The following is a 23,145-nucleotide window of genomic DNA, read 5'->3' as shown; positions in this document are numbered from 1 at the left end:
ATGAAGAAGTTACTGGTTGCCTTCGCTGCCGCCGCAGCATTTTCCGCCCACGCCGATACCCTGACCGTTGCGGCAACGCCGGTGCCCCACGCGGAAATCCTCGAATTCGTCAAACCGGCATTGGCCAAAGAAGGCGTGGACCTCAAGGTCAAGGTCTTCACCGACTACATCCAGCCGAACGTACAGGTCGCCGAGAAGCGCCTGGATGCCAACTTCTTCCAGCACCAGCCGTACCTGGATGAGTTCAACAAGGCCAAGGGCACGCACCTGGTAAGCGTGACGGGTGTGCACCTGGAACCCCTGGGCGCGTATTCCAATAAGTACAAGAAGCTCGAAGAACTGCCAGGCGGCGCCAACGTGGTGATCCCGAACGACGCCACCAACGGCGGCCGTGCGCTGTTGCTGCTGGCGAAGGCCGGGGTGATCAAGCTGAAGGATCCGGCCAACATCCTGTCGACCACCAAGGACATCACCGAGAACCCGAAGGACCTGAAATTCCGCGAACTGGAAGCCGCGACCATTCCCCGCGTGCTGACTCAGGTGGATCTGGCGCTGATCAATACCAACTACGCGCTGGAAGCCAAGCTGGATCCGTCCAAGGATGCGCTGGTGATCGAAGGCAACGACTCGCCTTACGTGAACATCCTGGTAGCCCGTGAGGATGACAAGGACAGCGAGGCGATGAAGAAGCTGGCGGCTGCGTTGCATAGCCCGGAAGTGAAGGCGTTCATTCTGGAGAAGTACAAAGGCGCGGTGTTGCCGGCGTTCTGATCTGATCGGTGATGAAAAAACGGGGCTGCGTGGGAATGCAGGCCCGTTTTTTTTGCACTCATGATAAATTCCACGCCACGACCTCTAATGAATAGAGGGCATTCAGGGAGAGAAGTAAGTGATCAAGTCTTTGTTGGTTGGGGCACTGCTGGCAATGGCATCCGCATCGGCATCCGCGATGAGTTGCGATAACCCTAGAAACGCCTATGACAGAACCTATTGCGCGTCGTTGAAAATGGTTCAGTCGGATCAGGAAATCAATGATCAATACAAGAAGACGATGAGTGCTCTGAACCCGGATCAAAAGAAAAAGGTGAAAGCCGCTCAGATCCAGTGGATCAAGATTCGTGACAACGCCTGCTCCAACGATGGCCTGCTCTACCTGGACTGTGCCAATGAGAAGACCGAAGCGCGTATCGTCATACTCAAGGCTGTCGAGCGCGAGTGCCGTGCTGCCGGTTGCGACGACGCCAAGCTGTCGCAAGTCGAGTAAGCCGTAAACCACGAGCACATCGGGCTTGCAGTCGTACCCAAAGAAAAACCCGACGTAAAGCGTCGGGTTTTTCTTTGGCGGTTCACCTGCTATCACGGCTCAACGCTACACAGCGCCACGCTCGACCATGGCACGCCATGCCTGGACGCTGGAGCGCTCCTGCATCCTGGCGTGCCATGCTCGAAGCGCCAGGCACTCTTCAGGCACCGGGAGCTGCACCAGCGAGGCGAAGATCATGCCGCCCAGTACCGCAATATCGGCCATCGAAAACTTATCGCCCGCCACGAAGGGCTGGTCTTTGAGAAGGTTGTCGAAATAGCGCATGCCCCGGATCGCCTTGTCACGCATCCGGCCGCCCCATTCAGCATTCTGGTATAGCTCGACCTCTGGGCCGAGGCCCGGCGTGGCATGGTGGAAGTACGTGCTGACGGCATCGAGAAACTCGATTTCGGCACGCTTGGTCATCATATGGATGATGCCTTTTTCAACAGGCGTTTCGCCCGTCAACGTCGGATGGCCGTCCAGGCTATCCAGGTATTGGGTAATCGCCGTGCACTCTGCGATCCGCGTCCCATCGCTCAATTCCAGCACGGGCAGTGTCCCGGAGTAATTGATGGCCAGGAACTCGGGGTTCTTGTGCTCGCCCGTCCAGAGATTGACCGACACAAACTCGACGTTTGGCAGCAAGCCCTTTTCCGCCAGTGCGATGCGCACTCGGGCGGGATAAGGGCCATTGAACCAATCGTAGATTTTCAGCTTGGAAGTCGTTGGCGATGCGTCACTGCGTTGCTGTGGAAAAGTCATGATTTATTCCCTGCCTGTCAGTTGGTAGGTAAAGACTGAACCGAACTTTCGACGTCGTCAATCCCCTACCTGACAATTGGCAGGTAAGCGGATCTGCGCGTAGAATCCCTCGCATCTGATGAACTTGAATCTCGATGCGAGGTGGCAACGTGAACGAAAATGCTCGAGAAGCCATATTGGCGGCGGCCAAATCCGCCGCCCAGCTACACGGTTACAGCGGTATCAATTTCCGCAGCATTGCCGAAGAAGTCGGCATCAAGAATGCGAGCATCTACTACCACTTCCCCAGCAAGGCCGGCCTGGGCGCTGCGGTCGCTGAACGCTACTGGCAGGATGTGCAGCGGGCGCTTGAAGAAATCCGCGCCACCAATGTCGATCCGAAACGGTGCCTGCAGCTCTACCCCTCCATTTTTCGCACGTCTCTTCAGAACGGTAACAGGCTCTGCCTGTCCAGCTTCATGGCAGCCGAATCCGAAGACCTGCCTGAAGAGGTGATGCGAGAGGTCAAGGCGTTTGCGGACGTTAACGTAAAGTGGCTGGCCCAGGTACTGGCCGATCTCGGGGCAGGCGACACGCCAACCTGTGAGCGTCGAGCCCTTGCCATTTACACCGCGGTTGCAGGCGCTCAGTTAATTGCGCGAACCCGGGGGGATATCGGCCTGTTCGACGACCTGATATCGAGCTACCAGGAGTCGGGGTTGATTCCAGCCTGACTGCCGTCGCAAAAACGCTGCAGGATCAGGGCAACATTCTGCCGACCACCGAGAATGCCGAGGTTTTTGCCATGCCTAGAGTGCGTTCGAGGGCAGGATAATGCTTCAAGGGCCCTACAATGGGTGTAATTCGGTTGTTTGCGTTGCTGGCAAGGTGCCACAATCGTTTTTTTAAGTTGCGTCACGATCAGGTGGATCATATGGGTTGCCTAGGATCTCGGGATGACCAGGGTTTGTTCATCGCCGAGCAGGTGCGAACTGACCGGTTACAGCAACTTTTTCGCCAATCGGTTTCCGCGGTTTTTGGCAGTTACCTCGCGGCCATCATGCTGTCTTGGCTGTGCTGGGATCGCTTTGACCATAGCGTTATCTTCTGGTGGCTGGCCATCCTGACCGGGTCGACGTTGTTGCGCGTCTCGTTGTTCATTGCCTATGTTCGCAGCGACGAAAGCAAACGCACGCCTCAGCACTGGGAGCGCAAATACTGGATCACCCTCGTGCTGTCCGCCAGCATCTGGGGGGAGGCGCATTGGCGGTCATGCCGGCAGACGATCTCTTGGTGCAGGCATTGGTCATGCTCTTTACGGTCGGCATGTCCGTCAGCGCGGTGTCCTGCTATTCGGCCTACCGCGATATGACGCTCGTCTCCATTGGCCTGGTTCTGTTGCCATGCACCGCCTGGCTGCTGTTTCAACCCTTTCCGATCCAAGTCGGCATGGCGCTTTCGATTGTGGTGTTCGCGGCATTTGCCGCCCGCGCCACACACAAAATGTCCCAGGCACTGGAAACCGCTTTCCGATTGACCCGTGAGATGGAGCAGGCGAACAGTATTTCAACCCGCGCAGCCCAAACCGATGAACTGACGGGTCTGAAAAGCCGACGGGCTTTTTTCGAACATGCCCAACGGCTCTATAACGACTGTAAAACCAATCGGCAGGGGTTGTGTGCGGTAATGCTGGACATGGACCATTTCAAGCAGATCAACGACACCTACGGCCATCAGGTTGGGGATCAGGTGTTGCGCCAGATGGGTGTGGTCATCAGCTCGTCCTTTCGTGCGACGGACATTCACGGTCGACTGGGCGGGGAAGAGTTCGCGATTTTGCTTCCGGACACTTCCATCGAGGTCGCCATCAAGATTGCAGAAGAACTGATCCAGACCATTGGCGGGTTGATGATCGAGCCGGTTCACGGAATAACGGCCAGCCTCGGCGTCGCGTCGACGGAGGCTGGGCATAAGGATCTGCATAGCTTGATGAATAACGCGGATAAGGCGCTGTATCGGGCTAAGGCGTTGGGGCGCAATCAGGTGGCAGTGGCGCAGTAGGGGTGGATTTGCCCGGCGCAGGAACCGAAAGACATCCCCGATCCCATGGCGAGGGAGCTTGCTCCCGCTCGGCGGCGTGGAAGTAGCACCTTCGTCACATGAATCAAACCAAGCAGGGCCGCATATGAATGCAGACCCGTTTTTGTAGGCTCGGAATGTCGATGCCCCTGCTAAACGATGCTGTCCACTACACCCCCATCGACACGCAGCGCCGCCCCTGTGGTCGCCGAGGCCTGCTCCGAGCTGGCATAGATGATCATGTTGGCGACTTCCTCGACCCGCGCCGCGCGCTGGATGATCGAGGTGCTACGGTGCTCGTTGACGAAATCCGCCGCCACCTTTTCCAGGCTTTCGCCGGTGCGCTCGACATCGGCCTGGAGCATTTGGGCAACCCCTTCGGACAGCGTCGGCCCGGGCAGCACCGAGTTCACCGTAACGCCCGTGCCAGCGAGGCGCTTGGCAAGGCCGCGTGCAATGGAGAGTTGGGCGGTCTTGGTGAAACCGTAGTGGATCATGTCGGCAGGAATATTCACGCCGGATTCCGACGAGACAAACACAATCCGCCCCCAACCACGCTCGACCATGCCCTGCGCATAGGCCCTGGAAACACGCACGCCGGACATCACGTTGGTTTCGAAGAAGCGCTGCCATTCGCTGTCCGGCGTGTCGAAGAAATCTTCCAGCTTGAAGATGCCCAGGTTGTTGATGACCACATCGAAACGCGGGTACTTGGCGACCAATGCCTGGCAGCCTGACGCGTTGCTGAGGTCGCCCACAAAGCCTTCGGCTTTGGAGGCAAGCTCGCCCAAGCGCTGCAACGCGTCCTGCACGCTGCTCTCGCTGCGTCCGTTGAGGACCACATTGGCGCCGGCTTCGAGGAAGCCTTTGGCGGTGGCAAAACCGATGCCGCTGGTGGAGCCGGTGACTAAAACGTAACGGCCGGTGAAGTCGATTTTCATGGGAGGGACTCCTTGAGTAATGGACCAGGGGGCTGTGCGATGTTTGGCGAGACGATATTTACGAGTTCTTCGTACAACGATTGAAGATAGCGACAATCCAGTAAAACGAAGCAAACCCGACAAGCGGTGTCGGGTTTGCTTCGTTGATTGAGCGAATGTCTACCTGCTAGCGCGACTCAACGTTATCCAGCACCCGATTTGCCATCAACGAACCCAGCTCGATCAGTTGCTGAATACCGAGTGCCACATGACGGCGTGAACCTTCCAGTTCGAAGGCGAGGTCGTTGATCATGGCGTCAGCCGAGGCCAGGGTTTCGGTGAGGTTGGCGAGCAGGGATTCGTTGTCGATGTCTTTTACGATTGTGAATATCTGGCCCGGCTGGGGATCGTCGGGTTTCGTCTCTTTGGGTGAGAGATAGAAATCCAGGGCGCGCTCCGCGGCTTCATCGAGCTTTTTGGTCCTGGATTTTGTGCGCGGGGAGGCTTGCTCCGTTTCCGGAGGGTTTGGAGTTACTTTGAACATAAGCTGGAATCCTCAGTGAGGCCGCGACCTCTTCCCTACTAAAAGAAGGGTGGCGGCTGTACGCAGGTTAGTAGACCGGGGATTCCAGCATTGCCGGCGCGCCGAAGCGCCCTGCGCACAGCCACCATCAAGAACAGGGATGGAAAATACCTGCCTGAATGGAGCTCATGCATCTTGCGGGAAACCACGGGCTACTAAACCCGACCACTGATGAGCAGTGGCAGGAAGACAATAGAACCCGGGGACAGGGTGCACAAGCGGGCGGATTCTGGCGTAGTTGTAGGCAAAGGCGCAAGGATGCGTGGGTTGGGGGAAGGGTGGCCTTGGGAGAATAAACAGGCGACGGTAAGGCCTGGAATTCGCGAGCCAGGGGCTGCCTCTGCTTGGTTGGAAAGCAGGGCTGGGGCGGATCGTCTGTAGGAAGTTGGGGCTGCTATTGCGAAGCTCCCTCGCCACAGGAGGGTGGAGTCAGTTAATTCAGCGGCGGCTGTGAGGGCGCTATCGCGAGCAGGCTCGCTCCCACAGTTTTTTCCGGGCGGTTCACAGACATCGCATCCATCCCAAATCCTGTGGGAGCTGAGCTTGCTCGCGATGGCGGTGGGTCTGCTTGCACCGATGTTGACTGTGTCGCCGTCATCGCGAGAAAGCTCGGCTCCCACAGGGTTTCTTGGGTGCAGCAGACGCTGCATTCACCACAAATCCCAGTGGGACCGATCTTATGAAGCAACAGGCCTTCAGTACCACCGCGCCTCGCCCGGCGGGCGTTTCTTGAAGCGTTTCATGCTCCACATGTATTGGCTCGGGTACGCCCGCACGTAACGCTCCACCACCTGGCTCATGGCGGCGCAGGCGGTTGCGGTGTCGGTGCTGTACATGGCCTCGGGGGCGGCTTCGAGGATGACTTTGTAGCCGGAGCCATCCGGCAGGCGCAGGGCGTGGAGGAAGACGCCGACGGCCTTGCCGCCGGCGAGCATGTTGGGGACGAACTTGCTGGTCAGGGCCTGGGTGGCGAAGAAGGGCACGAAGATGCCGGCGGATTCGGCCGGTTCCGGGTCGGCGGGGATACCCACCTGGCCGCCCTTGCGCACTTCCTTGATGACGCTGAGGATGCCTTCCTTGGTGGACGCCGCGACCTTGTTGCCCAGTTGTACCCGCTGCTTTTGCAGCAGTTCATCCACCGCCTTGAGCTTGGGCGGGCGGTAGAAAATGATCGGTTTGCACTGGCTGCAATAGAAGTGGTTGAGCACTTCCCAGTTGCCCAGGTGGCTGGTGATGCCCACCACGCCCTTGCCGGACGCCAGGGCTTCTTTCAATACCTCCAGGCCCTCGACTTCGCGCACCAGTTCGATGGAGCGCTGGGCCGGCCAGATCCAGGCGCAGGCGCTTTCGGTCAGGGATTTGCCGATGTCCTTCAGGCTCTGGCCCACCAAGCGTTCGCGCTCGGCCGGGTCCATCTCGGGAAAGCACTTGGCGAGGTTGATCCGCACCACGTCGCGGGAGCGGTTGGGCAGTTTCCACATGAGCCAGCCGATGGCCGACCCCACCGCTTGCACCGCCCGCCAAGGCAGCAGCGCAAATAACCGCAGAGCGCCGACCAGCAAGGCGCCTTTCAACTTATCCACAGGTCACTCCTGAATTCATGGGCGTGTTGCGAGCCGGCTATTCTAACCGCCGTTTGCCAGCTCGGCGTAGCGGTCGCAGTCCTGGGTGTGATCCATGACCATCCCCGAGGCCTGCATGAAGGCGTAGCAAATGGTCGGCCCGACGAAGGTGAAGCCGGCCTTTTTCAGGCCCTTGCTCATCTGCACGGCTTCGGGAGTGATGGCCGGCACTTCGGTACGGTCCTTGAAATGGTTGATAAGGGGCCTGTCGCCGACGAACGACCAGAGGAACGCCACCGGGTCTTCCAGCGCCAGCCAGGCCTGGGCGTTGCGGCGCGCAGCCTTGAGCTTGAGGCGGTTGCGGATGATGCCGGGGTCCTGCATCAGGTCCTCGATTTCGGCATCGCTCATCTGCGCCACCCGCTGTACGTCGAAGTTGTACAACACCTCGCGGTAACGGGCGCGTTTGCGCAGCACGGTGATCCAGGACAGCCCGGCCTGGAACCCTTCGAGCAAAAGCAACTCGAACAAACCCTGCGCATCGCGCAGCGGCGTCCCCCACTCCTGATCGTGATAGGCCATGTACAGCGGATCTTCGGAACACCAAAAGCAGCGTGGCATAAGGCTCCAGGGGGCGTGCGCACGAACGAATCGGGTATACTCCCGCTCTTTAAATCGCAGCCCAAGAAACAGGTGAATTTCGTGAGCCAGCCTACGCCAGCCGTGCGTACCTTCCAAGACTTGATCCTCGCCCTCCAGCAATACTGGGCCGAGCAAGGTTGCGTGGTACTTCAGCCCTACGATATGGAAGTAGGCGCCGGCACTTTCCACACTGCCACGTTTCTGCGTGCCATCGGCCCGGAAACCTGGAACGCCGCCTACGTGCAGCCCAGCCGCCGCCCGACTGACGGCCGCTACGGCGAAAACCCGAACCGTCTGCAGCACTACTACCAGTTCCAGGTGGTCCTGAAGCCGAACCCGGAAAACTTCCAGGAACTGTACCTGGGCTCCCTCAAGCGCGTGGGCCTCGACCCGCTGGTGCATGACATCCGTTTCGTCGAAGACAACTGGGAATCGCCGACCCTGGGCGCCTGGGGCCTGGGTTGGGAAGTCTGGCTCAACGGCATGGAAGTGACTCAGTTCACTTACTTCCAGCAGGCCGGCGGCATCGAGTGCTACCCGGTCACCGGCGAGATCACCTACGGCCTGGAACGCCTGGCCATGTACCTGCAAGGCGTGGATTCGGTCTACGACCTGGTATGGGCCGACGGCCCGTTCGGCAAAGTGACTTATGGCGACGTGTTCCACCAGAACGAAGTGGAACAGTCGACCTACAACTTCGAACACGCCAACGTCGACAAACTGTTCGAACTGTTCGATTTCTATGAAAGCGAAGCCAAGCGCCTGATCGAACTGGACCAGCCGCTGCCGTTGCCGAGCTATGAAATGGTGTTGAAGGCTTCCCATACCTTCAACCTGCTGGACGCACGTCGGGCGATTTCCGTGACGGCGCGCCAGCAATACATCCTGCGTGTACGCACCCTGGCGCGTTCCGTCGCGCAAGCCTACCTGATGGCCCGTGCCAAGCTGGGCTTCCCGATGGCGACCCCGGACCTGCGTGATGAAGTGTTGGCTAAGCTGGAGGCTGCACAATGAGTGCTCAAGATTTTCTGGTTGAACTGGGCACCGAGGAACTGCCACCCAAAGCCCTGAATACCCTGGCCGATGCGTTCCTGGCCGGTATCGAAAAAGGCCTGCAAACTGCCGGCCTGAACTTCGAAACCAAGCACGTCTACGCCGCGCCGCGCCGCCTGGCCGTGTTGATCACCGGCCTGGCGACCCAGCAGCCGGACCGCAGCATCAACCTCGACGGCCCGCCACGCCAGGCCGCGTTCGACGCTGATGGCAATCCGACCCAGGCTGCCCTGGGCTTCGCCAAGAAGTGTGGCGTGGACCTGAGCGAAATCGACCAGAGCGGCCCGAAGCTGCGCTATAGCCAGAGCATCAAGGGCAAGCCGACTGCCAGCCTGCTGCCGACCATCGTCGAAGACTCCCTCAATGACTTGCCGATTCCCAAGCGCATGCGCTGGGCCGCGCGCAAGGAAGAGTTCGTCCGTCCGACCCAATGGCTGGTCATGCTGCTCGGCGACCAGGTCATTGACTGCACGATCCTGGCCCAGAAGGCCGGTCGCGATTCTCGCGGTCACCGCTTCCATCATCCGGAAAGCGTACGCATCACCTCGCCGGCCAACTACCTGGCCGACCTGCGTGCCGCCTACGTGCTGGCCGATGCCAACGAGCGCCGCGAGCTGATCAGCAAGCGCACCGAAGAGCTGGCCACCCGCCAGGAAGGCACCGCCATCGTGCCACCAAGCCTGCTGGACGAAGTGACCGCGCTGGTGGAATGGCCGGTGCCGCTGGTGTGCTCGTTCGAGGAACGTTTCCTTGAAGTGCCGCAGGAAGCGCTGATCACCACCATGCAGGACAACCAGAAGTATTTCTGCCTGCTGGACGCCGACGGCAAGTTGCTGCCGCGCTTCATCACGGTTGCCAACATCGAAAGCAAGGACCCGCAGCAGATCATCGCCGGTAACGAAAAAGTCGTTCGCCCGCGCCTGACCGACGCCGAGTTCTTCTTCAAGCAAGACAAGAAGCAACCGCTGGAAAGCTTCAACGAACGCCTGAAAAATGTGGTGTTCCAGGAAAAACTCGGCAGCGTCTACGACAAGGCCGAGCGCGTTTCGAAGTTGGCGGCCTTCATTGCCCCACGCATCGGCGGCGACGCCCAGCGCGCGGCTCGTGCCGGCATCCTGTCCAAATGCGACCTGTCCACCGAGATGGTCGGTGAGTTCCCGGAGATGCAAGGTATCGCCGGTTACTACTATGCCCTCAACGACGGTGAGCCGCAGGACGTCGCCCTGGCGCTGAACGAGCAGTACATGCCCCGCGGCGCCGGCGCCGAACTGCCGACCACGCTGACCGGTGCGGCCGTGGCCATCGCCGACAAGCTCGACACCCTGGTCGGCATCTTCGGCATCGGCATGCTGCCCACCGGCAGCAAGGACCCCTATGCCCTGCGTCGCGCGGCGCTGGGTGTGTTGCGGATCCTCATCGACAAGCAGCTGGACCTGGACCTGAACGACGCGGTGGCCTTCACCGTCAACGCGTTCGGCAGCAAGGTCAAGGCCGCCGGCCTGGCCGATGCGGTGCTGGAGTTCATCTTCGACCGCCTACGCGCGCGTTATGAAGATGAAGGCGTCGACGTCGCCACCTACCTGTCGGTGCGCGCCCTGAAGCCGGGTTCGGCCCTGGACTTCGACCAGCGCGTGCAAGCCGTCCAGGCCTTCCGCAAACTGCCGGAAGCGGCAGCATTGGCCGCGGTGAACAAGCGTGTGTCGAACCTGTTGAGCAAGGCCGAAGGCAATATCGCGGCCACCGTCGAAGCCAAATACTTCGACAACGCCAACGAGTTCTCTCTGTATTCGGCGATCCAGCAGGCAGACCAGGCAGTACAGCCGATGGCCGCGGCACGTCAGTACAGCGAAACCCTGGCACGCTTGGCGGCACTGCGTGAACCGGTGGATGCGTTCTTCGAGGCAGTGATGGTCAATGCCGAAGACGCCAGCGTACGGGCCAACCGTTATGCACTGCTGTCGCGTCTGCGGGGTCTGTTCCTCGGCGTCGCCGACATTTCGCTGCTGGGGTAAACCTTGAAACTGCTGATTCTCGATCGGGACGGGGTGATCAATCACGACTCCGACGCTTATATCAAATCGGTGGAGGAGTGGTTGCCGCTCCCCGGCTCGATCGAAGCCATTGCGCAGTTGAGCAAGGCCGGCTGGACGGTGGCGGTTGCCACCAACCAGTCGGGCATTGCCCGCGGTTACTATGACCTCGCGGTCCTCGACGCCATGCATGAGCGCTTGCGCGCCCTGGTGGCCGAGCAGGGCGGCGAAGTCGGGCTGATCGTCTATTGCCCCCATGGGCCGGATGAAGGTTGCGATTGCCGCAAACCCAAACCGGGCATGTTGAAGGCCATTGCCGAGCATTATGCTGTGCCGCTGGCGGGCGTCTGGTTCGTCGGCGACAGCCTCGGTGACCTGGAGGCGGCCAAGGCCGTCGATTGTCAGCCAGTTTTGGTAAAAACCGGGAAAGGCGAGAAGACTCTGGGCAAGACCCTACCGGTAGGCACCCTGATTTTTGACGACCTGGCGGCGATTGCCGCTGAACTTATCCACAATTAGAGCTCCCAAGACATCCTGATCAAGGATTGTTCGGGAAGCGCTTGAACAGGCGGGCATTGCCCGCAACGGTAAATGCCGCTATGTCGATATTGCAGGCCATCAGATCTTTTCTCTTTTACCTGCTGTTGGGCACCAGTTCCTTGTTGTGGTGCTCCCTGAGTTTTTTTGTCGCGCCTTTCATGCCGTTCAAGGCGCGCTACCGCTTCATCAACGTGTACTGGTGCCGTTGCGCACTGTGGTTAAGCAAAGTGTTCCTGGGTATTCGCTATGAAGTGAAGGGCGCCGAAAACGTGCCTGAGCGGCCCTGCGTGATCCAGTCCAACCATCAGAGCACCTGGGAGACGTTCTTCCTGTCGGCCTATTTCGAGCCGCTGAGCCAGGTGCTCAAGCGTGAACTGTTATTCGTACCGTTCTTCGGCTGGGCCATGGCGATGCTGCGGCCGATTGCCATCGATCGCGACAATCCCAAGGCTGCGCTCAAGCAAGTGGCGAAGAAGGGCGACGAGCTGCTCAAGGACAACGTCTGGGTATTGATCTTCCCGGAAGGTACCCGTGTGCCGTACGGCACGGTCGGCAAGTTTTCCCGCAGCGGTTCGGCATTGGCAGTGAACGCCGATCTGCCTGTACTGCCGATTGCACACAATGCCGGCAAATTCTGGCCCAAGGCTGGCTGGATCAGGACGCCAGGGACCATCACCGTGGTCATCGGCGAGCCAATGTATGCCCAAGGCAGTGGGCCCCGCGCCATTGCCGACCTCAACGACCGGGTCCAGGCCTGGAACGAACAGACCCAGCGGGACATGGGCTCGCTCCCCCGACCCCCACGACACCGGCGGCTACGGATCAACTCGCTGTCTGATATCTGTGGATAAGCTGTGTACCGTTTATTCGATAAACACAGCTTTTATCTTGTAACTGGTTGTTTTTAATGCATATTTCTTAAAAACATAAAACCAGTCTGAAGGTGCATAAGTTTTTTATAGCGCCTGAGCGATTCGCTGCCTGGAACCGTTTCTATAGAAGGTTGCGATCTTCCGCTTCGTCCCCCAGCAAGGGAAACCGCAAGCTGAACGTCGTACCTTCACCGACCACGCTGTGACATTCGATCTGTCCCCCATGGCGGTCCACCACGGCTTTGACCATCGACAATCCCAAGCCAATCCCATCCACGCCGTGGGCCGACGAGAACCGCCGATACTGACTGAACAGATCGGGAAGCTCATCGACACCAATGCCTTTGCCCTGGTCGCTGATTTCACAGATCAACCAACCCTCCGCGCCGCGAACCACCAACGAAATCCAGCTATCGGGCGCGCTGTACTTGATGGCATTTTCCAGCAGGTTGAACAGCGCACGGGTCAGTAGGGATTGATCCGCCCTCACCATCGCTTCTTCATCATCCACGGCATGAGTCAGTTGGATGCGCTTGGCCTGGGCAATGGGTAACGCCTGGTCCAGCACATCCAGAATCAGCATGGCGAACAGGGTCGGCTGGAATTGGTACGCTTCGGATTCCGCCTTGGCCAGTTGCACGAAGCCATCGGTCAGGTCCAGGGCGCGACGAACCTGACGCTCGATCTGATCGAACAGCAGATTACTTCCTCCCGTCTGATGCCGCTGCACGTCGAGCAACGCCAGGATCGCCGAGTGGGGGGCACGCAAGTCGTGGGAGAGAAAACGCAACATCACGCTGCGCTGCTCTTCGGCTTCTCGCTCGGCGCTCAGGTCGATAAGGCTCAGCAACCAGCCAATGGGCGTATCACCGTCCACCGGCATGAGCGGGGCACGCTCCAGGCGCAGGCTGCGTTCGCGAGTGTCGCGAAACTCCACCAAGGGCAGTGTGGATAACCGGTGATGGGGTTCACGCTCCAGCGCTGGGTACCCCAGTTGCACAAGCTGTTCCAGCACATCGCCGCCTGCCAGGACATGGCCGAAAAGATCCCGGGCCTTGCGGTTACCGAGCAATATCCGGCCTTGCGGATCGCTGATCATGGTCGCGACGGGCAGGTATTCCAGGCCGTCAGCAATGAAGCGGCGGGTGTCGCGGGTCCTGCCCATGGCCTGTTCCAGGGCCATGATCTGGCCCTGCAGGCGGTCACTGCCGGTGTAGGGGGTGCGTCGGCGTTCCGGAAACACTTTCGGCTCCGCGTCCAGGCGCGCCAGCTCCCAGCCGAAATAGGCCAGCACTACGCTCAGGCGTCGCCAGTTCCAGATCAGGTAGCCAAACAGCATGCCCAATACACTCGCCAGCGGCGACCACCACCAGCCCTCTAACGCCAGCACAGCACTGATCGACAATGCCGCCGCCATGCCACCCACCATTGTCCACAGGGCCAAGTGAGGGCGCAGCAGTAAAAGTCCCAGCACGCAGGCTACCAGGCACACCGATAATACGACGCTCGATCCATGGCGAGCCGATTGGACACTGAGCGACAACAGCGCCGTCACCGGTAACAGCAGCAGACTTATCCACAACCATTCCCGCACCAACTGACGAAACAATCGCTGGGCCTGGGTGGGTTCACGGCTTTCACTGCGACGCGGATGACTCATGGATGCCCTGACCGAACATGAGAGAGGAGTGGCTTCTTGTTTGATGTGAAGCCCAAGACTATAGCGGACTCGATGGGCGGCGTGCGGTTGCCTTTCCCTCTGCGCCGTGAGCCGGTATTGTCGCAGCCTGCGACAGGGGAACGGCAATAAAAATGGCAGATTGCGTGCCCCTGATGATGTCCGTTACTTTCGAGATCAAGGAATCGCGTCCCATGCGTGTCGCCATACTGGATGACGAACCGGCCGAGCTGCGCCGGGTGGAACAGACACTGCAACAGATCCCCGGCAGGGGTGAGCAAACCTGGACCCTGCACAGTTTCGAACGTGGCGAAGACCTGTTGCGGCAACTGCGGCGGGAGACCTTCGACCTGCTGATCCTCGATTGGCAACTGCCCGATATCAGCGGCCTTTCACTGCTGCGTTGGACCCGCGAGCACATGGATGCGCCACCGGCCGCCATCATGCTCACCAGCCGGGACGGCGAACACGACATCGTCCAGGCGCTCAATGCCGGCGCCGACGATTACGTGAGCAAACCCTTCCGGCCCAACGAGCTCAAGGCCAGGGTCACCGCGGTGTTGCGTCGTCATAACCTGCAACGCGCTCCGGCCAGCGACGTGCTGGTGTTCAACGACCTGGCCTTCGACGACGCCGAGCTGACCGTAACCCGAGCCGGTATCCCGATCAGCCTGACCGAACGGGAATACCGCCTGGCCCGTTGCCTGTTCGCCAACCTGGGTCGCCCACTGTCCCGGGAATATTTCTACGAGCGATTCTGGACCCACGAAGAAATGACCTCGTCCCGTCCGCTCGACACCCATATCTATCGCCTACGCAACAAGCTGGGCCTGACGGCGGACCGAGGTTGGCAGTTGTTGACGATTTATGGGTATGGGTATCGGTTGGAGAGTGTGACGGCGGGAAGCGAAACATCGGTGGCGAGCTAGGTTGATCGTTCCCACGCTCTGCGTGGGAACGCCTCAACGGACGCTCTGCGTTCGGCTCTTTGAGACGCAGAGCGTCTCTGGCTGCATTCCCACGCTGAGCGTGGGAACGATCAAATCAGCCGCGTGCCTGTACCAGGCTTCCTGTTTTTGCAATCCGGCGGCGCTGCACCAGCAATCCGGAGACCACTACCAGCAGGCTCAACAGCCCGGTCGCCAGGATCTCCACACGGTGGGCTTCCTGGAACAGCATGATGGTCAGGGCCGCGACGATGAAAATGATCACCGCGTAGGTCAAGCCTGGGAACAACCACATGCTGAAGGCGATTTTTTCCCCACGGGCCATGCGTTGCTTGCGCATGCGCAGTTGCGAGAACGCGATCACCAGATACACCAGCAGTGCGATGGCGCCGGAGCTGGCCAACAGGAACTCGAACACCGCCGCCGGGGCCACGTAGTTGGCAAACACCGCCAGGAACGCCGCAGCGGTCGAAAGCATCACCGCCCAGTAAGGCGTGCCGCTCTTGTTGGTGCGCTGGGCAACGGCCGGTGCATCACCGCGCTTGCCCAACGAAAACATCATGCGCGACGCCGTGTAGAGCGCCGAGTTCAAGCAACTGGTCACCGCCACAAGCACCACGATATCGACGATCAGCTTGGCGTTGGGAATGCCCATGCGTTCCAGCACAGTCTGGTAAGAGCCCACGCTGGCGAGCAGCGGGTCATTCCATGGCACCAGGGATACGACCATGAAAATCGACACAAGATAGAACAAGCCGATCCGCCAGATAACCGAATTGGTGGCCTTGGAAATCTGTTGCCCTGGGTTCTTCGATTCGGCCGCCGCAATGGTCACGATCTCAGTGCCCATGAACGAAAACATGGTGGTCAGGATCGCGCCCAACACTGCGCCCATACCGTTTGGCAGGAAGCCTTGGGTGTCGAACAAGTGCGAAACACCGCTGACTTGGCTGTTGGGTAAAAGACCGAAGATCGCCAACGTACCAAGAACAATGAAGCCAATGATCGCTATGACCTTGACCAAGGCGAACCAGAACTCGAATTCTCCGTAGTTCTTCACACTGAACAGGTTGGTGATCGTCAGCAGCAACGTGATGACCAGAGTGAATACCCAGATGGCCACATTCGGAAACCAGGCATGCAGGATGGTTGCAGCAGCGTTGGCCTCCAGGGGAATCACCAGCACCCAGAACCACCAGTAGAGCCAACCGATGGTGAAGCCGGCCCAATGACCAATCGCACGATCAGCGTAAGTCGAGAACGAACCGGTGTCCGGCGAAGCCACCGCCATTTCACCCAGCATCCGCATCACCAACACCACCAATGCACCGGCGGCGGCGTAGGCCAACAGCACGGCCGGACCGGCCGCAGCGATAGCATGACCGGAGCCTACGAAAAGCCCGGCACCAATCACGCCGGCGATGGAGAGCATCGTCACATGACGGGGTTTGAGCCCTTGCTCCAGATTGTTGGAAGTTTGCGTACCACTCATTGAGACTACCCTTGATCTTGAATTTATTCGTACCGCCTCGTACCACCGCCTCTTGTAAATTTAAAGAAACGAGGTGTTGTTTATTTAACACGCAAGTTTTACGCCAGAAAACCTGAGAACCCGTGGTCCCGGGGGTCTAGGCCGATATGCAAGGGACTGAGAATGAAGGATTTGTTCCGAAGTGTTACCGGGTTACCCGATTTTCGACCGCACGGTCTGCCATGGAATCGCTGCTTTCAGGCGTAAAAAAAAGCCAACGCATGAGCGTTGGCTTTTTTTGTAGCAGCACTGCCGCAGGATCAGAAATCCAGGTTAGACACTGCCAGCGCATTGCTCTCGATGAAGTCACGACGAGGCTCGACCGCATCACCCATCAGGGTGTTGAAGATCTGGTCCGCGCCAATGGCGTCTTCGATGGTCACTTTCAGCATCCGGCGCGAGCCCGGGTCCATGGTGGTTTCCCACAACTGATCCGGGTTCATCTCACCCAACCCTTTGTATCGCTGGATAGTGTGGCGCTTGGTGCTTTCGGCCATCAGCCATTCAAGGGCTTCCTTGAACTCGGTGACGGCTTTCTTGCGCTCGCCACGCTGGATGTAGGCGCCTTCATCCAGCAGCGTGCTCAGTTGCGCGCCGAGGGATACAACAGTCTTGTAGTCGTTGCTGCTGAAGAAGTCGCGGTTGAAGGTGACGTAGTTCGACAGACCGTGGGAGATCAGTTCGACCTCCGGCAGCCAGACGTTACGCTCGCGGTCTTCACGCAGGCTGGCTTTGTAGACCAGGCCGGACTTCTCGACGGTGCGCAGGCGGACTTCGTACTGGGCCAGCCAATCCTGCATCGCTGCGTGATCGGACAGTTGCTCCATGCTGACGGCAGGCAGATAGATGAAGTGCTCGGTCAGTTCCTGTGGGTACAGGCGGGACAGGCGCTTGAGGGTTTTCATCACCAGGCGGAAGTCGTTGACCAGGCGCTCGAGAGCCTCACCGGAAATGCCCGGGGCGTCTTCGTTCAGGTGCAGGCTCGCATCCTCCAGGGCCGACTGCGTCATGTACTCTTCCATGGCGTCGTCGTCTTTGATGTATTGCTCCTGCTTGCCTTTCTTGACCTTGTACAGCGGCGGCTGGGCTATATAGATGTAGCCGCGCTCGATCAGCTCCGGCAACTGACGGAAGAAGAACGTCAGCAGCAGGGTACGGATGTGCGAACCGTCGACGTCAGCGTCGGTCATGATGATGATGTTGTGATAGCGCAGCTTGTCGATGTTGTACTCTTCGCGGCCGATGCCACAGCCCAGCGCGGTGATGAGCGTGCCGACTTCCTGCGAGGAGATCATCTTGTCGAAGCGCGCCTTCTCGACGTTCAGGATCTTGCCCTTGAGGGGCAGGATGGCCTGGGTCCGGCGGTTGCGTCCCTGCTTGGCGGAGCCGCCAGCAGAGTCACCTTCCACGAGGTACAGTTCGGACAGGGCAGGGTCCTTTTCCTGGCAGTCAGCCAGTTTGCCCGGCAGGCCGGCGATGTCCAGGGCACCTTTGCGGCGGGTCATCTCACGGGCCTTGCGCGCCGCTTCACGGGCACGCGCGGCGTCGATCATCTTGCCGACCACCAATTTGGCTTCGTTCGGGTTTTCCAACAGGAAGTCGGAGAAGTACTTGCCCATTTCCTGCTCGACCGCGGTCTTCACTTCGGAAGACACCAGCTTGTCCTTGGTCTGGGAGCTGAACTTCGGATCCGGCACTTTCACCGAAATGATCGCCGTCAGGCCTTCGCGGGCATCGTCACCGGTGGTGGCGACTTTGTGCTTCTTCGCCAGGCCTTCCTGTTCGATGTAGTTGTTCAGGTTACGCGTCAACGCCGAACGGAAACCCACCAGGTGGGTGCCGCCATCGCGCTGCGGGATGTTGTTGGTGAAGCACAACAGGTTCTCGTTGAAGCTGTCGTTCCACTGCAGGGCGATTTCCACGCCGATGCCGTCTTCGCGCTGGATGTTGAAGTGGAACACCTGGTTGACCGCAGTCTTGTTGGTGTTCAGGTATTCAACGAATGCACGCAGGCCACCTTCGTACTTGAACAGCTCTTCCTTGCCGCTGCGCTCGTCCTTGAGGACGATGCCGACACCGGAGTTGAGGAAGGACAGCTCACGAATCCGCTTGGCCAGGATGTCCCAACTGAAGTGGATGTTCTTGAAGGTTTCGCTGGAAGCCTTGAAGTGGATCTGGGTACCGGTGGTTTCGCTGTCGCCAACGATGGCCATCGGTGCCTGGGGTACACCATGGACGTAGGTCTGTTCCCAGATTTTGCCGCTGCGGCGCACGGTGAGCACCAGCTCCTCGGACAGCGCGTTGACCACAGAGACACCTACGCCGTGCAGCCCGCCGGAAACCTTGTAGGAGTTGTCATCGAATTTACCGCCGGCGTGCAGCACGGTCATGATGACCTCGGCCGCGGAAACGCCTTCTTCCTTGTGCACGTCTACCGGGATGCCCCGACCGTTGTCACGAACGGTGATGGATTCATCCGGGTGGATGATGATGCTGATGTCGTCGCAGTAGCCAGCGAGGGCTTCGTCGATGGAGTTGTCGACCACCTCGAACACCATGTGGTGCAGACCGCTGCCATCGTCGGTGTCACCAATGTACATACCGGGACGTTTGCGTACGGCATCCAGGCCTTTCAGCACTTTAATGCTCGTTGAGTCGTACGTATTTTCTTCGCTCAATGCCTTCACTCCCGATGGTCGTGGGTCTGGGTGATACGGCCCTGTTCCACGTGGAACAGAGCGACTGGCGTTTCCGTCTGCCAGCCTTCCCTCAATAATTCGTGATCTACACAGGTGATGAAAACCTGGCAGCGTAAGTCTTCCAGCAAACGGCAAAGCGCCCGACGGTGGGCCTCGTCCAGCTCGGACGGCAGGTCATCCACCAGATAAATACACTGACCGCGACGGGCCTGGCTGACCAGGTGCCCCTGGGCAATACGCAAGGCACACACCACCAACTTCTGCTGACCCCGGGACAAAATGTCCGCGGCGTTATGGGCGCCCAATCTGAGGCGCAAGTCAGCGCGTTGAGGTCCAGCCTGGGTATGGCCCATCTGCTGGTCCCGTTGCAGCGAGCCAGCCAGTACGGTGCTCAGTTCCCGGTCCTTGTCCCAGCCTCGGTAATAGCTGAGCGTCAGGCCCTCGAGCTCAACCAGCTCGCTCAAGGTCTGCTCGAAGACCGGTTTCAAGGCTTTGATGTAAGCGCGGCGGTATTCATCGATTTCAGCGCTGGCCTGGCACAGTTCCCTGTCCCAAACCGCTTGCGAAACGGCGTCAAGTGTACCATGTCGCAGCCAAGAGTTTCTCTGGCGCAGCGCCTTCTGCAAGCGCTGCCAGGTCGCCATGAAGCGCGGCTCCACGTGAAACACGCCCCAATCCAGGAATTGTCGGCGAATCTTCGGCGCACCCTCCAGCAGACGGAAACTGTCCGGGTTGATCAACTGCAATGGCAGGATTTCCGCCAGTTGCGCGGCGCTGCGGGCGTTCTGGCCATCGATGCGGATCTGGAACTCGCCTTGCCGGTCCCGTGAAATGCCCAACGCGCTTTGCCCACCTTCCGCCAGCTCCACCTGTCCAAAGACCGTACAGGCCAGTTGGTCGTACTGGATGACCGGTAACAGGCGGGTACTGCGAAACGAACGGGCAAGCCCCAGCAGGTGTATGGCTTCCAGAACACTGGTTTTGCCGCTGCCGTTGGCGCCGTAAAGAATATTGATTCGGGGGGAGGGGGAGAAGGTCACCGGGTGCAGATTGCGCACCGCGGTGACCGAGACGCGACTTAAGGACATCTAGCTTCTGCTGATTATTACAGACGCATCGGCATGACAACGTAAGCCGAATCGTCGTTATCGGACTCCTGCACCAACGCACTGCTGTTGGAATCCGACAGGATCAGGCGTACTTGCTCAGTGGTCATCACACCCAGCACGTCGAGCAGGTAGCTGACGTTGAAGCCGATTTCCAGGGAGCCGCCGTTGTAATCAACGCCCACTTCTTCTTCCGCTTCTTCCTGTTCCGGGTTGTTCGCCTGGATTTTCAACTGACCGCTGGCCAGTTGCAGGCGGATGCCGCGGTACTTCTCGTTGGACAGAATCGCGGTACGGCTGAAGGCCTCGCGCAGCGCCTGGCGGTCACCCAGCACCAGTTTGTCGCCGCCTTTAGGCAACACACGCTCGTAGTCGGGGAACTTGCCGTCTACCAGCTTCGAGGTGAAGGTGAACTCCCCGGTGGTGGCGCGGATGTGGTGCTGGCCCAGCACGATGCTGACGTTGCCGTCCGGCTCGGTCAGCAGGCGCGCCAACTCCAGGATACCTTTGCGGGGTACGATCACCTGGTGGCGATCCGGCTGACCGATATCAGCCTGCATCGAGCACATCGCCAGGCGGTGACCGTCAGTGGCAACAGCGCGGATAACACCGGCAGACACTTCCAGCAGCATGCCGTTGAGGTAGTAACGCACATCCTGCTGGGCCATGGCGAAGCTGGTGCGTTCGATCAAGCGGCGCAGCTTGCTTTGCTCAAGGCTGCAGGTCAGCGAACCAGGGCCTTCTTCCACGGTCGGGAAGTCGTTGGCGGGCAGGGTCGACAGAGTGAAACGGCTGCGCCCGGCCTTGACCACGAGCTTCTGCTCATCGACCTTGATGTCGATCAGCGCATCGTTGGGCAGGCTCTTGCAGATGTCCATCAGCTTGCGCGCTGGCACGGTGATGGAACCCGGATCGGCCGGCTCTTCAAGCTGCACACGACCGACCAGCTCGACTTCCAGGTCGGTACCGGTCAGCGACAGTTGCTGGCCTTCGACAACCAGCAGCACGTTGGAAAGTACCGGCAAGGTCTGGCGGCGTTCGACGACGCCTGCGACCAGTTGCAGGGGTTTCAACAGGGCTTCGCGTTGAATGGTGAAATGCATGGTCTAGTCCCTTGCCTTAATAAGCTGCGCTAGTGGTCATCAAGTGGTCAGTGTACGCAGCAGGTTCTTGTAGTCCTCGCGGATGTCCGCGTCGGATTCCTTAAGTTCGTTGATCTTGCGGCAGGCGTGCAACACCGTGGTGTGGTCGCGTCCGCCAAACACATCGCCGATTTCCGGCAGGCTGTGGTTGGTCAGCTCCTTGGACAAGGCCATGGCCACCTGGCGCGGCCGGGCCACCGAACGCGAACGGCGTTTGGAGAGCAGATCGGATATCTTGATTTTGTAGTATTCAGCAACAGTTCGCTGAATGTTATCCACAGAAACCAGCTTGTCCTGAAGCGCCAGGAGATCCTTCAAGGACTCGCGAATCAGCTCGATGGTGATGTCGCGCCCCATGAAGTGGGAATGCGCGATCACCCGCTTGAGCGCACCTTCGAGCTCGCGCACGTTCGAACGTATACGCTGAGCGATGAAGAACGCGGCATCGTGCGGCAGCTCGACCTTGGCCTGGTCGGCCTTCTTCATCAGGATCGCCACCCGGGTTTCCAGTTCCGGCGGCTCGACGGCCACCGTCAGGCCCCAGCCGAAACGCGATTTCAGGCGCTCTTCCAGGCCTTCGATTTCCTTCGGATAACGGTCACTGGTGAGAATGACCTGCTGTCCGCCTTCAAGCAACGCGTTGAAGGTGTGGAAAAACTCTTCCTGAGAGCGTTCCTTACGGGCAAAGAACTGAATGTCGTCGATCAGCAGCGCATCCACCGAACGGTAGAAGCGCTTGAATTCGTTGATGGCATTCAGTTGCAGCGCCTTGACCATATCGGCCACGAAACGCTCGGAATGCAGGTACACGACCTTGGCATTCGGGTTCTTCTTTAATAAGTGGTTACCCACAGCGTGCATCAAGTGGGTTTTACCCAGGCCCACGCCGCCATACAGGAACAACGGGTTGTAGCCATGCTTGGGGTTGTCCGCCACCTGCCAGGCTGCCGCCCGGGCCAGTTGGTTGGATTTGCCTTCGACGAAGTTCTCGAAGGTAAAGGTGCGGTTCAGATAGCTGGTGTGCTTGAGCGCACCTTCGACCTGCACAGTGCGTTGCTCGGCGCGTACCGGCGCCTGTTGGGTACTGGCGCCCGCCATCGGGTCGAAGCTGTCCCGGGAGGGCTCTTCACTGGCTTCGGCCACTTTCTGCGGATTTCTTTTGCTTGGCGCGGGAGTCGGGGCGACCGGGCTTGCCGGTGCCACGGCAGCCTGGGCCTGGGAGGCCGCAGCAGCCAGCGGTGCATTCGGAGCCGCGCGCGGGGCCGAGCTGCGCTTGCTGCCTATTAATAAGGACAACGCAGGCGCCATGCCATTGCCATGCTCGTCGAGCAGCTCCATGACCCGACCCAGGTACTTTTCGTTGACCCAGTCGAGAACGAAACGGTTCGGTGCGTAGACGCGCAACTCGTCGCCTTCGGCTTCGACCTGTAGTGGGCGGATCCAAGTGTTGAATTGTTGGGCAGGCAGCTCATCGCGCAAAAGCTCCACGCACTGCTGCCAAAGTTCCACTGACACGGACATCCCCTAAGTTGAAAGCCGGTGAGGCAAAAACAAGCGGCCATTGTAGCGAGCAGACGTCCACTTATCCACACGCAGGTTCATCCTCATCCACGATTTATCAATGCGTTAACTCATAAAAAGACGACAGGCGGTCAGTGGATAAGCTCTGTGGATAACCGGGCCTGAGGTCGTTGTACAAGTGGGGGCGAAACTC

The 23,145-nt window shown here is 59.4% G+C and carries 18 protein-coding genes and 2 pseudogenes; 9 read left to right on the top strand and 11 right to left on the bottom strand.

Going from position 1 to position 23,145, the window contains the following annotated elements:
- Both PCOSP_RS00100 and PCOSP_RS00095 read left to right on the top strand, forming a co-directional pair.
- Positions 1-771 carry a MetQ/NlpA family ABC transporter substrate-binding protein gene (locus PCOSP_RS00100; RefSeq protein WP_175362259.1) on the top strand — a complete coding sequence of 257 codons (771 nt, stop codon included), beginning with the start codon at positions 1-3 and terminating at the stop codon, positions 769-771.
- A gap of 118 nt (positions 772-889) precedes the next feature.
- Entirely contained in the window at positions 890-1,264 is a 375-nt protein-coding gene (locus PCOSP_RS00095) for a lysozyme inhibitor LprI family protein (protein WP_081993370.1), read from the top strand.
- Between the two features lie 105 nt (positions 1,265-1,369).
- Here PCOSP_RS00095 and PCOSP_RS00090 read toward each other — a convergent pair whose 3' ends face one another.
- Positions 1,370-2,068: a glutathione S-transferase gene (locus tag PCOSP_RS00090; RefSeq protein WP_139641434.1), complete on the bottom strand. Its 699-nt coding sequence runs from the start codon at positions 2,066-2,068 to the stop codon at positions 1,370-1,372.
- 149 nt (positions 2,069-2,217) lie between these two features.
- Between PCOSP_RS00090 and PCOSP_RS00085 the strand changes: the two genes are divergently transcribed.
- Together PCOSP_RS00085 and PCOSP_RS00080 are read left to right on the top strand one after the other, a co-directional pair.
- Positions 2,218-2,781, top strand: coding sequence for a TetR/AcrR family transcriptional regulator (locus PCOSP_RS00085; protein ID WP_139641433.1), 564 nt, complete (start codon positions 2,218-2,220; stop codon positions 2,779-2,781).
- Positions 2,782-2,981: 200 nt separating this feature from the next.
- Positions 2,982-4,108 (top strand): annotated as a pseudogene (locus PCOSP_RS00080) (GGDEF domain-containing protein).
- A 170-nt stretch (positions 4,109-4,278) separates the two neighbouring features.
- On the opposite strand, the gene PCOSP_RS00075 reads toward PCOSP_RS00080, so the two are convergent.
- From PCOSP_RS00075 to tag, 4 genes are all read right to left on the bottom strand, one after another.
- A complete protein-coding gene (locus PCOSP_RS00075) occupies positions 4,279-5,067 on the bottom strand; it encodes an SDR family NAD(P)-dependent oxidoreductase (RefSeq protein ID WP_139641431.1) in 789 nt (262 codons plus the stop codon).
- Between the two features lie 166 nt (positions 5,068-5,233).
- Positions 5,234-5,590: a DUF6124 family protein gene (locus tag PCOSP_RS00070; protein ID WP_464710032.1), complete on the bottom strand. Its 357-nt coding sequence runs from the start codon at positions 5,588-5,590 to the stop codon at positions 5,234-5,236.
- A gap of 734 nt (positions 5,591-6,324) precedes the next feature.
- Positions 6,325-7,212: a lysophospholipid acyltransferase gene (locus PCOSP_RS00065; RefSeq protein WP_024777765.1), complete on the bottom strand. Its 888-nt coding sequence runs from the start codon at positions 7,210-7,212 to the stop codon at positions 6,325-6,327.
- A gap of 42 nt (positions 7,213-7,254) precedes the next feature.
- Positions 7,255-7,812 carry a DNA-3-methyladenine glycosylase I gene (gene tag, locus PCOSP_RS00060; RefSeq protein WP_139641429.1) on the bottom strand — a complete coding sequence of 186 codons (558 nt, stop codon included), beginning with the start codon at positions 7,810-7,812 and terminating at the stop codon, positions 7,255-7,257.
- Positions 7,813-7,893: 81 nt separating this feature from the next.
- On the opposite strand from tag, the gene glyQ reads away from it, so the two are divergent.
- The 4 genes and pseudogenes from glyQ (at position 7,894) to PCOSP_RS00040 (ending at position 12,294) form a co-directional block, all read left to right on the top strand.
- Positions 7,894-8,847, top strand: coding sequence for a glycine--tRNA ligase subunit alpha (gene glyQ / locus PCOSP_RS00055; protein WP_024777767.1), 954 nt, complete (start codon positions 7,894-7,896; stop codon positions 8,845-8,847).
- On the top strand, positions 8,844-10,898 hold the full coding sequence (glyS, locus tag PCOSP_RS00050) for a glycine--tRNA ligase subunit beta (protein WP_139641427.1): 2,055 nt from the start codon (positions 8,844-8,846) through the stop codon (positions 10,896-10,898). The genes glyQ and glyS overlap by 4 nt, the downstream gene beginning before the upstream one ends.
- 3 nt (positions 10,899-10,901) lie before the next feature.
- Positions 10,902-11,435, top strand: a complete 534-nt coding sequence (gene gmhB, locus PCOSP_RS00045) for a D-glycero-beta-D-manno-heptose 1,7-bisphosphate 7-phosphatase (RefSeq protein WP_139641425.1) — start codon at positions 10,902-10,904, stop codon at positions 11,433-11,435.
- A gap of 80 nt (positions 11,436-11,515) precedes the next feature.
- A pseudogene (locus tag PCOSP_RS00040) lies at positions 11,516-12,294 on the top strand (lysophospholipid acyltransferase family protein).
- A gap of 155 nt (positions 12,295-12,449) precedes the next feature.
- Here PCOSP_RS00040 and PCOSP_RS00035 read toward each other — a convergent pair.
- On the bottom strand, positions 12,450-13,988 hold the full coding sequence (locus PCOSP_RS00035) for a sensor histidine kinase (protein WP_139641421.1): 1,539 nt from the start codon (positions 13,986-13,988) through the stop codon (positions 12,450-12,452).
- Between the two features lie 212 nt (positions 13,989-14,200).
- Here PCOSP_RS00035 and PCOSP_RS00030 point away from each other — a divergent pair, with 212 nt between their 5' ends.
- Positions 14,201-14,935 (top strand): response regulator transcription factor, encoded by a 735-nt coding sequence (locus PCOSP_RS00030; RefSeq protein ID WP_175362262.1) that lies wholly within the window; start codon positions 14,201-14,203, stop codon positions 14,933-14,935.
- A gap of 115 nt (positions 14,936-15,050) precedes the next feature.
- Here PCOSP_RS00030 and gabP read toward each other — a convergent pair whose 3' ends face one another.
- The 5 genes from gabP to dnaA form a co-directional block, all read right to left on the bottom strand.
- Positions 15,051-16,445, bottom strand: coding sequence for a GABA permease (gabP, locus tag PCOSP_RS00025; protein WP_464710030.1), 1,395 nt, complete (start codon positions 16,443-16,445; stop codon positions 15,051-15,053).
- A gap of 299 nt (positions 16,446-16,744) precedes the next feature.
- On the bottom strand, positions 16,745-19,162 hold the full coding sequence (gene gyrB, locus PCOSP_RS00020; protein WP_139641414.1) for a DNA topoisomerase (ATP-hydrolyzing) subunit B: 2,418 nt from the start codon (positions 19,160-19,162) through the stop codon (positions 16,745-16,747).
- A 5-nt stretch (positions 19,163-19,167) separates the two neighbouring features.
- Entirely contained in the window at positions 19,168-20,271 is a 1,104-nt protein-coding gene (recF, locus tag PCOSP_RS00015; RefSeq protein ID WP_464710027.1) for a DNA replication/repair protein RecF, read from the bottom strand.
- Positions 20,272-20,288: 17 nt separating this feature from the next.
- A complete protein-coding gene (gene dnaN / locus PCOSP_RS00010; RefSeq protein ID WP_139641410.1) occupies positions 20,289-21,392 on the bottom strand; it encodes a DNA polymerase III subunit beta in 1,104 nt (367 codons plus the stop codon).
- Between the two features lie 39 nt (positions 21,393-21,431).
- Positions 21,432-22,946, bottom strand: coding sequence for a chromosomal replication initiator protein DnaA (dnaA, locus tag PCOSP_RS00005; protein ID WP_139641408.1), 1,515 nt, complete (start codon positions 22,944-22,946; stop codon positions 21,432-21,434).
- Positions 22,947-23,145: the final 199 nt, after the last annotated feature.

Source organism: Pseudomonas sp. MAFF 730105 (genome assembly GCF_055380705.1).
The sequence above is the reverse complement of the archived record's forward strand: the minus strand, read 5'-3'. Positions and strand labels throughout refer to the sequence as shown.

Bases quoted from the DNA above. Each gene is read 5' to 3' on its own strand.
- PCOSP_RS00100 (WP_175362259.1), top strand. From the start codon at position 1: ATGAAGAAGTTACTGGTTGCCTTCGCTGCCGCCGCAGCATTTTCCGCC.
- PCOSP_RS00070 (WP_464710032.1), bottom strand. From the start codon at position 5,590: ATGTTCAAAGTAACTCCAAACCCTCCGGAAACGGAGCAAGCCTCCCCG.
- dnaN (WP_139641410.1), bottom strand. From the start codon at position 21,392: ATGCATTTCACCATTCAACGCGAAGCCCTGTTGAAACCCCTGCAACTG.
- glyS (WP_139641427.1), top strand. From the start codon at position 8,844: ATGAGTGCTCAAGATTTTCTGGTTGAACTGGGCACCGAGGAACTGCCA.
- PCOSP_RS00035 (WP_139641421.1), bottom strand. From the start codon at position 13,988: ATGAGTCATCCGCGTCGCAGTGAAAGCCGTGAACCCACCCAGGCCCAG.
- gabP (WP_464710030.1), bottom strand. From the start codon at position 16,445: ATGAGTGGTACGCAAACTTCCAACAATCTGGAGCAAGGGCTCAAACCC.
- PCOSP_RS00090 (WP_139641434.1), bottom strand. From the start codon at position 2,068: ATGACTTTTCCACAGCAACGCAGTGACGCATCGCCAACGACTTCCAAG.
- PCOSP_RS00030 (WP_175362262.1), top strand. From the start codon at position 14,201: ATGCGTGTCGCCATACTGGATGACGAACCGGCCGAGCTGCGCCGGGTG.
- PCOSP_RS00075 (WP_139641431.1), bottom strand. From the start codon at position 5,067: ATGAAAATCGACTTCACCGGCCGTTACGTTTTAGTCACCGGCTCCACC.
- tag (WP_139641429.1), bottom strand. From the start codon at position 7,812: ATGCCACGCTGCTTTTGGTGTTCCGAAGATCCGCTGTACATGGCCTAT.
- recF (WP_464710027.1), bottom strand. From the start codon at position 20,271: ATGTCCTTAAGTCGCGTCTCGGTCACCGCGGTGCGCAATCTGCACCCG.